Raw genomic sequence first — 9,639 nt, 5'->3', positions numbered from 1 at the left:
CTACAGGGCTGCGCGGAGCCTGTAGGAGCGGGTTCGCCCGCGAAGAGGCCGGTTCAGGAAATAGAAACGCCCCGGCGAGCCGGGGCGTTCTGGGGATCACACGGCGTTCAGTGATTTCAGCTTAGCGAATACCCGACTGACGCAGCGCTGCAGGCTGGAAATCGGCCTTGCTGGCACTGAAGCCAAAGTCGTAAGCGCGCTTCTCTTCGTTCTTCATGCCCAGGGCCAGGTAACGACCGGACTGCAGGTCGTAGATGGTTTCCAGGGTGTACCAAGGCACTTCCACGTTGTAATAAGGCTGAGCATGGGCCTCGGACACGCGCCACAGTTGGCCACGGCCGTCGTACTGGTCGATCACTGCGGCCTGCCAGGTGTCCTCATCGATGTAGAAATCACGCTTGGCGTAGATGTGCCGCTGGCCTGGCTTGAGGGTTGCGACTACGTGCCAGACGCGGCGCAACTCGTAACGGGCCAGGTCCTGGTTGATGTGCCCAGCCTTGATGATGTCGGCATACTTGAGCTTCGGATCATCCAGTTTGAAGGCGTTCGATGCGATGTACAGCTCCTTCTTGCCTTCCAGCTTCCAGTCGTAGCGGTCTGGCGCACCGTTGAACATGTCCAGGTTGTCCGAGGTACGCAGGCCGTCGGCGGCGGTACCCGGGCCGTCATACGACACTTGCGGCGCCTGGCGCACGCGACGCTGGCCGGCGTTGTAGATCCACGCCTTGCGCGGCTCCTTCACCTGGTCGAGGGTTTCGTGCACCAGCAGCACAGTCCCGGCCAGGCGCGCTGGCGCGGTCACTTCCTGCTTGAAGTAGAACAGGATGTTGCCTGGGTTGTTCGGGTCGTAATCCTTCATCCTGTCGCGGAAGACGAACTGGTCGGAGAAGTAAACCGGGCTGAAAGAGCCGTTCTGCTGCGGCGTGGCCTGGATCACCAGGCGGCTGACACTGCCCCCCCGGTAACGGGTGATGTGGTTCCAGATCACTTCCAGGCCGGTTTTCGGGATCGGGAACGGCACCGCCGTGTTGAAGTTGTTCAAACCGTTGCCGCCTTCCGTCAGCGTGGTCTGGGTGGCGTTTTTCTTGATGGCGGCGAACACGTCCGCAGGTACCGTGGAGCCGCGATGGGTTTTGAATACAGGGATCTTGAAGGTGTCCGGGTAGCGCTTGAGCATGGCCATCTGGCCCGGCGAAAGCTTGTCCTTGTACTGCTCGGCGTTTTGCGCAGTGATGGTGAACAGCGGCTTTTCACTGCCATACGGGTCGGCCAGGAAACCCTTGCCGTCGACGCTGCCCGCACTCTTCGACAGCGGTTCCCAAGGGCCGATCGAGCCATCGGCGTTGCCGGCCTTTTCAGCCCCCATCGGGGTCAGGGTACTGCCCAACTTGGCCGCCTCGTCGGCGGATACCGCAGCCATGACGCTGGTCGCCAGCAGGGACAGGCCCAGTACACCGGCTTGCAGCAGACTTCTGGTCTTGTTCATGTCGTGTCGTCCTGGATCTGTATGCTTAGAAGTTCACGCCGAAGCTGAGCGCGACGAAGTCACGGTCATCCACGGTGCTGTACTTGCCATCGAAGAAGTTGGTGTACGACAGGCTCGCCGTGTAGGTGTTCTGGTACTCGGCGTCCAGGCCCAGGCTGACTGCCTTGCGGCCTTCCTCGAAGTTGGCACCAGGGCCAGGCGAGTAGCCAGAAACGTCATGCGACCAGGCCACGCTGGGCTTGAGGTTTACGCCGGCAAAGACATCGTTGTAGTCCCAGATGACCCGCGTGCGGTAACCCCAGGAAGTGCTGGTGGTGTAGCCGTCGTTCTCGCATTTGCGGTTCAGGTTGGTGGTGGATGTCCCCGCACCCGCGCCAGCGATGGTGCTGCCATTGAGCGCCTGGCAGGTATCGGCGCCACCGGTGGATGGCAATGGACCTGGGCCGAACACCGGGTCGCGACCGTAGCGGGTATCGTGGGCATTCTCCAGGCCGCCGACATGGGTGACACCCACTTCACCGACTACTGTCATCCGGCTGGCGCCCATCACCTGGTCGAAGAAATGGGTCAGGGTGGTCTGGAACTGGGTGATCTCCTTGCGGCGATACCCATGCAGGTCTTGCCCCGGCGTACCGGTCAGCAACGATGCGTTGCTCAACGCGCCGCCAATGGGACGGACACCGGCGAACAGGATATCCGTGGTATTGAGCTGCACTGGCGCGTTAGGGCGGTAGCTGACTTCGCCGCTCCAGGCGGTGCCAGTGGGTAACGTGGTGGAGAAACTCAAGCCATAGAGGCGGATATCCTCGGGGTATTCCACAAAGTACTCGGAATTCCCCGCCACAATCAGAGGCGCCAATGCGCGCAGCTGTGCAGGCAGGGCGCTCAGCCCGGCGAACACGGACGGCGGAGCCCCTGTGGCACTGAAGATGGGTGCACGGCTGTGGTAGTTCATGAAGTAGGCGCCGAACTCCGTGTCCAACGGCTCGAACATATAGCGCATGGCTACACCGAACTGGCCGCTGTCACGCGCATCGCGGTCGGCACCACGGCGCACCATCACACCCTCTTCGTTGATGTTCACGCCCCGCGAGGCGAGGAACTGCTGCGCAGCGCCCGGCACCGTGCGGCTGCTATTGAGCACGCGCAAGTTGTCGGTACAACCATCGGCAATGATGTCCGGCTGGGAGAAGAAGGTGCCGCAGTTGTCGACGACCGTCTGATCCCATTCGAGCTGGTAGAAGGCCTCGGCCGACAGGTTGTCGGTGAGGCTCTGCGAGATGTAGAACATGTTGACGGGAATCAGGCCTTCCTTGATCTCGGCCCCGGGGCGGCGGAACGCCGACACGTCGATGGGGTTGATCGAGTTGATGCCGCCGCCGATGAAGGTACTTTCACCCCAGCTCACTACCTGCTTGCCAAACCGCACCGAGCCAGGCTGATCGCCGATGGAGTAGTTGTGGTAGACAAAGGCGTCGAGCAGCTCGGCGCCGGACGACTTGGCGCCTTCCTTGCGGTTGGAGTCGCTGATGTCCTTGAACTCGCGGTGTTCGTCCTTCAGCTCGAAGTCGTACCAGTACTTGCCGCGCACGAACACACCGGTGTCGCCGTACTTGAGCTCCAGGTCATGAATGCCTTTGAAGATCTTGGAGAAGGTTTCGCCCTTCTTGAAGTTCAGGTGGCCATCGTCGGATGTCTGTGAAAGGCCCTTGCCGCCGTTGTTCACCCCTATCAGGTTCTTGTTGGGGTTGGCCGTCGACCAGCTGGCGCCGATGGAGAGCGACGAGTCGAACTGGCCTTCGATTTCACCAATGTTGAAGCTGACAGCGAAAGCAGGACTTGCGAGCGTGGAAGCAAGGCTGACGGCCAAGGGCAGCTTGGCCCGGCGCCAGAACAGGTTTGCAGATTTCATCGACGCTACTCCATGTACTTTTTTGTTATGGCAGTGAGTCCTTTCAAGAACGGCCCGAGCGACCGGTTTGCAGGCTTGCACCCGCGGCGACACAGCTTGCGCATGTCGCCCTCCCCCATTCCTGAAAATCCCCTGGCCCCGACTATAGCCAGCAGGCACAGGCGCTTGATCCCTCTAAAGTGTGATTTGCGCTCCATGCCACCAACTCGCTGCAGTTTTGCTCCGGTTGCGGGCTGGCAGTGCTCAAGGATGGCGCATTTCTGTCGTTTGGCAAGGCGGCGGGCTCTCTAGCATGCGGGTCACGCTCTGACGTGCACGACCCGCACAACGGTTACAACGTGGAAAGGAACGCGCTGTTGCTGGCCTGCCACTGGACGATGTCCTGGCGGATGCGTTTCTTGTCGAGCTTGCCGACACTGGTCTTGGGAATTTCAGTAACAACGGCGATCTGGCTTGGAATCGCCCACTTGTTGATATGACCTTGCTCGACGAACGGCTTGAGGTGTTCCTTCAGTGCCTTGGCGTCGATAGCGTGGCCGTCACGTACCACCAGCAGGGCAAACGGGCGCTCACCCCACTGCGGGTCCGCCACCCCCACCACCGCCACTTCGCGCACGGCCGGGTGGCGGCTGATCAGGTCTTCCAGGTCGAGCGAGGAAACCCATTCGCCGCCGGTCTTGATCACATCCTTGATGCGGTCGCGGATGTCGATGTAGCCCATGCCGTCGAGGGTGGCGACGTCACCGGTGTGCAGCCAGCCACCCAGCCACAGCTCCTCGCTCTTCTCCGGTTCCTTGAAGTAGCCCATGGTCAGCCACGGCGCACGCAGTACCAGCTCACCCTGGGTTTCACCATCGGCGGGCAGGAAGTTGCCTTCGCCGTCGACGATGGCCGCTTCGACCAACGGTACCGGCACACCGGCCTTGATTCGGTAGGTGACGCGCTCATCCTCGCTGCCGGCCTGCAGTTCATCGTTCAGGTGTGCTGCGGAGATCAGCGGGCAGGTTTCCGACATGCCATACGCGGCGGTCAGCTGAATGCCGCGCGCCAGGGCGGCCTGGTACAGCGAACGGTTGAGCGAACTGCCGCCGATGATGATCTTCCAGCCGCCGAAGTCCTGCCCCTGTGCGTTCGGGCAGTTGAGCAGCATCTGCAGGATGGTCGGTACGCAGTGGGAGAAGGTGACCTTCTCTTCACGCCACAGCTTGACCAGCATGTCCGGCTCGTAGCGGCCCGGGTACACCTGCTTCATGCCAAGCATGGTGGCGGCGTAGGGGATGCCCCAGGCATGCACGTGGAACATCGGGGTGATGGGCATGTACACGTCGTTGCTGCCCAACAGGCGCACGCTGTCGATACTGCCGGTGACCGAGGCCTCGGCCAGCGTGTGCAGCACCAGCTGGCGGTGGCTGAAATACACGCCCTTGGGGTTACCGGTGGTGCCAGTGGTGTAGAAGGTAGTGGCCACCGAGTTCTCGTCGAAGTCCGGGAAGTCGTAGCGCGGGCTGGCCGCCGCCAGCAGCTGCTCATACTCCCCGACCAGGTCGGGCAGGTCGGCAGTCTTGTCCGGGCCATCGGTCAGCAGCAAGGTCTTGTCGACAGTGGTCAGCTGCCCGGCGATGGCTTGGTACAAGCCCACGAAGTCGCTGTTGACCAGCACCACGCGGTCTTCGGCGTGGTTCATGGTGTAGAGGATCTGCTCCGGCGACAGGCGCACGTTGATGGTGTGCACCACAGCGCCGATCATCGGGATGGCGAACATGCATTCCAGGTAGCGATGGCTGTCCCAGTCCATCACCGCTACGGTATCACCGGCCTTGACCCCGGCCTCGGTCAGCACATTGGCCAGGCGTGCAATGCGCTCGTTGAGCTGTGGATACGTCAGCCGCATCTGGTCGCGGTAGACGATTTCGCGGGTCTTTTCATAGCGACTGCCGGACATCAGCAGGCGCTTGATCAGCAATGGATAGGCATAGGCGCCCTCGGCGGGCTTGATGATGCGAGTCTGCAACATGGGGATCCCTTTTCTGAAAAGCGGGCCGGACAAGTCGGGGTTTACTGTAGTTCGCCAATGTGACGGCCAAATCAGCCGAAGGAATGATTTGCGTGGCAGAGGTATGAGTGGCGGGCGTTGACGGGCAGCAAGGTTGAGCTAGACACTGCGGCGGCGGCTTCAGGTTGGTGCTGAAGCCGAGGGCCTCTTCGCCGGCAAGCCCGCTCCTGCAAGGGTTGTGGTGACCTTGCGGGTGCGGGCATGCCCGCGAATGGCCACAACACCCTTATCCCGCCTGCCACCGGAGATCTTCATGCCCAGCCCGCGTCGCGCCGTGTTTCTCGATCACCAGTCCCTGGACCTTGGCGACCTCGACCTTTCGCCCCTGAAGCAGCAGTTCGACCAGTTCGAACTGTTCGCCGCCACCCGCCCGGACCAGGTCGCGGAACGCTTGCAGGGCGCCGTGGCAGTGGTCAGCAACAAAGTCATGCTCGACGCCGCTACCCTGGCCGCCAACCCGCAACTGAAGCTGATCCTGGTGGCCGCCACCGGCACCAACAATGTCGACCTGGCCGCCGCCCGCGCCCAGGGCATCACCGTGTGTAACTGCCAGGGCTACGGCACGCCGTCTGTCGCCCAGCATACCCTGGCCCTGCTGCTGGCCCTGGCCACCCGGCTGTGCGACTACAACCAGGCGGTGGCCGATGGCCAGTGGGCCAAGGCCAGCCAGTTCTGCCTGCTGGACTTTCCTATCGTCGAACTGGAGGGCAAAACCCTCGGCCTGCTCGGCCACGGCGAACTGGGCAGCGCAGTGGCGAGGCTGGCCGAAGCCTTCGGCATGCGCGTATTGAGCGGGCAGATCCCTGGCCGCCCGGAGCGCGCCGACCGGCTGCCGCTGGACGAGTTGCTGCCGCAAATCGACGCCCTGACCCTGCACTGCCCGCTGAACGAGCACACCCGGCATATGCTCGGCGCCCGCGAACTGGCCCTGCTCAAGCCCAATGCACTGGTGGTCAACACCGCCCGCGGCGGCCTGATCGACGAACAGGCGTTGGCCGATGCCCTGCGCGATGGTCACTTGGGCGGCGTGGCCACCGACGTGCTGAGCGTGGAACCGCCGGTCAACGGTAACCCGCTGCTGGAGCCCGGCATCCCACGCCTGATCATCACCCCGCACAGCGCCTGGGGTGCCGTGGAGTCGCGCCAGCGCATCGTCGGCCAGCTCAGCGAGAACGCCCAGGCCTTCTTCGCCGGGCAGCCACGCCGCGTGGTCAGCTGAGCCAGGCGCCCGCCTCTGCTACACTGCGCCACTTTTTTCCAGGAGACGTCGTCCATGGACCCGCGCAGTGAAGTGTTGCTCCGCCAGGCAGAGCTGTTTCAGGGGCCGCTGCTGATCGCCGGCGCCCCCGCCGACAACCTGCTCGGCCAGTTGCCTCAGGCCCAGGCCTGGACTTGGCATGCCGGCGATCAGGCCATGCTCGAAAGCCGCTTCGCAGGCCGCAGCCATTACGGCGTCGAGGCCCCTGCCGCAGCATTCGAAAGCGCCGTGCTGTTCCTGCCCAAATCCCGCGAGCTGGCCGCCTATCTGCTCAACACCCTGGCGTCGCGCCTGGCTGGCCGCGAGCTGTACCTGGTCGGTGAGAAGCGCGGTGGCATCGAGGGCGCGGCCAAGCAGTTGGCGGCCTTTGGCAAGCCACGCAAGCTCGACAGCGCCCGGCACTGCCAGCTGTGGCAAGTGACCATCGACCAGGCGCCGCAGGCAAAACCGCTGGAAAGCCTGGCCGAGCGCTTCGAGCTGGCCCTGGAAGACGGCCCGCTGCAGGTGGTCAGCCTGCCTGGGGTATTCAGCCATGGCCGACTCGACCGAGGTACGGCCCTGCTCCTGAAGCATCTTGACGGCCTGCCCGGTGGTCACATGCTGGACTTTGGCTGCGGTGCCGGGGTACTGGGGGCCACGCTCAAACGCCGTTACCCACAAAGCCGGGTGACCTTGCTGGACGTGGATGCCTTCGCCGTGGCCGCCAGCCGCCTGACGCTGGCTGCCAACGGCCTGGAAGGCGAAGTGATCAGTGGCGATGGCATCGACGCCGCCCCTACCGAACTGAGCCTTATCCTGAGCAACCCGCCATTCCACACCGGCGTTCATACCAACTATCAGGCTTCGGAAAGCTTGCTGAAAAAATCCGCCGTTCATCTGCGAAAAGGTGGCGAAATACGCTTGGTGGCCAACAGTTTCCTGCGTTACCAGCCACTGATCGAAGGGGCATTGGGCAACTGCCAGGTACGTGACGAGGCCGACGGTTTCCGCATCTACCAGGCCACTCACGGATAAAAACAGCGCTTGCCGAAAGCGTTTTGTCTAGGCAGAATCCGCACCGTCCTAGGGGAGTAGTCTCCCGCGAGCACCCAGCTCGCCCGGTACGCGTCAACATACTTGGTCCACAGACCATGGCGCGTGCGACCCACCATGCACGCCTGCATGGCGAGATCCGCATAGACGGATCGAGGGTTTGACAAGACCTATGACACGCACACCTTACCCGGGGCGGGGAGGCTGTACGTGTCATAGCCGTGTCGACCCGCCCCCGTAGGAATCCTGATGCTGGAATCACTGTTGGTCCCCACCGCTATCGTTGCCCTGGCCGAGATCGGCGACAAGACGCAACTGCTCGCACTCATTCTCGCTGCCCGCTTCCGCAAACCCTGGCCGATCATCGCCGGCATCATCGCCGCCACCTTGGCCAACCATGCCGCAGCCGGTGCCGTGGGGGCTTGGGTCGGCAGCTTCTTCAGCGATTCGGCACTGCACTGGATCCTGGCCGCGAGCTTTACCGCCACCGCACTGTGGACCCTGGTACCGGACAAGATGGATGACGACGAGAACCCGGCTCGCCGTTTCGGGCCGTTCCTGACGACACTGATTGCGTTCTTCCTGGCCGAAATCGGTGACAAGACCCAGGTCGCCACCGTGATGCTGGCTGCGCAGTATCCGCACCTGATCATGGTCATTATTGGCACTACCCTGGGTATGTTGATTGCCAACGTGCCGGTGGTACTGGCGGGTAACTTCGCGGCTGACAAACTGCCGTTGACGCTGATTCGCCGCCTGGCGGCAACGGCGTTCTTCGTGCTGGCAATCGTGGCCGTCTATTCGGCAATGAAGACCAGTGGCTGGATTGGATAAAGGGAAAACCGGGGGCTGCCATGCAGCCCCAGGATTCAGGCATTTATTGCTTGGCTGCAGCCTGATACAGCGGCATCACCTTAGGAATCGCCGCCTGCAGCGAAGCAATGCGGCTTGCGGACGCCGGGTGAGTACTCATGAACTCAGGCGGTGCACCTTCGGAAGCCTTGCTCATCTTGTTCCACAAGGTGATCGCGGCATTCGGGTCGTAGCCGGCACGGGCCGACAGCTCCAGGCCAATCAGGTCGGCCTCGTTTTCGTTGGCCCGGCTGTTGGGCAAGGTCATGGCGTAGTTCACCACCGTGTCGGCCATGGCCATGCTGCTCTGGCCGAGGCCGAAGATGGCACCGGCACCCTGACGAGCCATTTCCACACCGTATGCCTTGGACATGGCCTCGCGGCTATGCTCGCGCAAGGCGTGAGCAATCTCGTGCCCCACCACTGCGGCAATTTCCGCATCGGTGAGCTTGAGCTGATCGATCAGCCCGGTGTAGACGATGATCTTGCCGCCCGGGCCGCAGTTGGCGTTCAGTTCATCACTCTTGATCACGTTGACTTGCCAGTCCCACTGCGCGGCATCCGGGCGGAATTTGGGCGCCTGGGCGATCAGGCGGTTGGCAATGGCCTGCACACGCTTGGCATCGGCGCTGGACTTGTCGAGCACACCCTTGCTCGATGCTTCACCCAAGGTCTGCTGATACGACTGGGCGTACATCTGGTTGACCTCATCGGTCGAGAGCATGCTGAACATGTACTGCTGGCGCTCGACGCCAACAGCACCGCCGCTGGTGGTATTCACCGCCTGGCAGCCGGCCAGCAGGATGCCAGCACTCAGTAGGCTGACGACAAAAGACTTACGCATGAAAACACTCCCTATCCACATGCGGCGTATCCTAGGCCGAGTCGCCAGTGGCTGCCATAGCCGCAGGGAAGATTTTCGTCGCCTGTACCGGCCTCTTCGCGGGCAAGCCCGCTCCTACAGGGGTAACACAACCGTGGGTAGGCGCGGGCTTGCCCGCTCCTACCGCAGGGGTAACGCGATCATTGTAGGAGCGGGCTTGCCC

At 62.6% G+C, this 9,639-nt stretch carries 7 protein-coding genes and 1 riboswitch; of the genes, 3 read left to right on the top strand and 4 right to left on the bottom strand.

Translation table 11 applies throughout. From position 1 onward, the window contains the following. Positions 1–121: 121 nt before the first annotated feature. The 3 genes from ACK59Z_RS22875 to ACK59Z_RS22865 all read right to left on the bottom strand — a co-directional run bounded on the left by ACK59Z_RS22875 (position 122) and on the right by ACK59Z_RS22865 (position 5,412). Entirely contained in the window at positions 122–1,486 is a 1,365-nt protein-coding gene (locus tag ACK59Z_RS22875) for a DUF1329 domain-containing protein (RefSeq protein ID WP_019750460.1), read from the bottom strand. 25 nt (positions 1,487–1,511) lie between these two features. Next, positions 1,512–3,398 (bottom strand): DUF1302 domain-containing protein, encoded by a 1,887-nt coding sequence (locus tag ACK59Z_RS22870; RefSeq protein ID WP_019750459.1) that lies wholly within the window; start codon positions 3,396–3,398, stop codon positions 1,512–1,514. Positions 3,399–3,729: 331 nt separating this feature from the next. Continuing rightward, positions 3,730–5,412 carry a fatty acid--CoA ligase gene (locus ACK59Z_RS22865; protein WP_070096876.1) on the bottom strand — a complete coding sequence of 561 codons (1,683 nt, stop codon included), beginning with the start codon at positions 5,410–5,412 and terminating at the stop codon, positions 3,730–3,732. Between the two features lie 292 nt (positions 5,413–5,704). Here ACK59Z_RS22865 and ACK59Z_RS22860 point away from each other — a divergent pair, with 292 nt between their 5' ends. The 3 genes from ACK59Z_RS22860 to ACK59Z_RS22850 all read left to right on the top strand — a co-directional run bounded on the left by ACK59Z_RS22860 (position 5,705) and on the right by ACK59Z_RS22850 (position 8,575). Further along, on the top strand, positions 5,705–6,670 hold the full coding sequence (locus tag ACK59Z_RS22860; protein ID WP_179052914.1) for a 2-hydroxyacid dehydrogenase: 966 nt from the start codon (positions 5,705–5,707) through the stop codon (positions 6,668–6,670). A 54-nt stretch (positions 6,671–6,724) separates the two neighbouring features. After that, positions 6,725–7,723, top strand: coding sequence for a methyltransferase (locus ACK59Z_RS22855; protein WP_409293692.1), 999 nt, complete (start codon positions 6,725–6,727; stop codon positions 7,721–7,723). A 39-nt stretch (positions 7,724–7,762) separates the two neighbouring features. Next, positions 7,763–7,902: riboswitch (yybP-ykoY riboswitch) on the top strand. An 88-nt stretch (positions 7,903–7,990) separates the two neighbouring features. Next, complete coding sequence (locus tag ACK59Z_RS22850) at positions 7,991–8,575, top strand: TMEM165/GDT1 family protein (protein WP_012051194.1); 585 nt, start codon at positions 7,991–7,993, stop codon at positions 8,573–8,575. Positions 8,576–8,618: 43 nt separating this feature from the next. On the opposite strand, the gene ACK59Z_RS22845 is transcribed toward ACK59Z_RS22850, so the two are convergent. Next, positions 8,619–9,437, bottom strand: coding sequence for a M48 family metallopeptidase (locus tag ACK59Z_RS22845; protein ID WP_003247344.1), 819 nt, complete (start codon positions 9,435–9,437; stop codon positions 8,619–8,621). Positions 9,438–9,639 lie beyond the last annotated feature (202 nt).

It is taken from the genome of Pseudomonas sp. KCJK9058 (genome assembly GCF_046230975.1).
Taxonomy (GTDB): Bacteria; Pseudomonadota; Gammaproteobacteria; order Pseudomonadales; family Pseudomonadaceae; genus Aquipseudomonas; species Aquipseudomonas alloputida.
This window is presented reverse-complemented; position numbering and strand designations above follow the sequence as displayed.

Coding starts and splice junctions, on each gene's coding strand:
- ACK59Z_RS22850 (WP_012051194.1), top strand. CDS start 7,991: ATGCTGGAATCACTGTTGGTCCCCACCGCTATCGTTGCCCTGGCCGAG.
- ACK59Z_RS22845 (WP_003247344.1), bottom strand. CDS start 9,437: ATGCGTAAGTCTTTTGTCGTCAGCCTACTGAGTGCTGGCATCCTGCTG.
- ACK59Z_RS22865 (WP_070096876.1), bottom strand. CDS start 5,412: ATGTTGCAGACTCGCATCATCAAGCCCGCCGAGGGCGCCTATGCCTAT.
- ACK59Z_RS22855 (WP_409293692.1), top strand. CDS start 6,725: ATGGACCCGCGCAGTGAAGTGTTGCTCCGCCAGGCAGAGCTGTTTCAG.
- ACK59Z_RS22860 (WP_179052914.1), top strand. CDS start 5,705: ATGCCCAGCCCGCGTCGCGCCGTGTTTCTCGATCACCAGTCCCTGGAC.
- ACK59Z_RS22875 (WP_019750460.1), bottom strand. CDS start 1,486: ATGAACAAGACCAGAAGTCTGCTGCAAGCCGGTGTACTGGGCCTGTCC.
- ACK59Z_RS22870 (WP_019750459.1), bottom strand. CDS start 3,398: ATGAAATCTGCAAACCTGTTCTGGCGCCGGGCCAAGCTGCCCTTGGCC.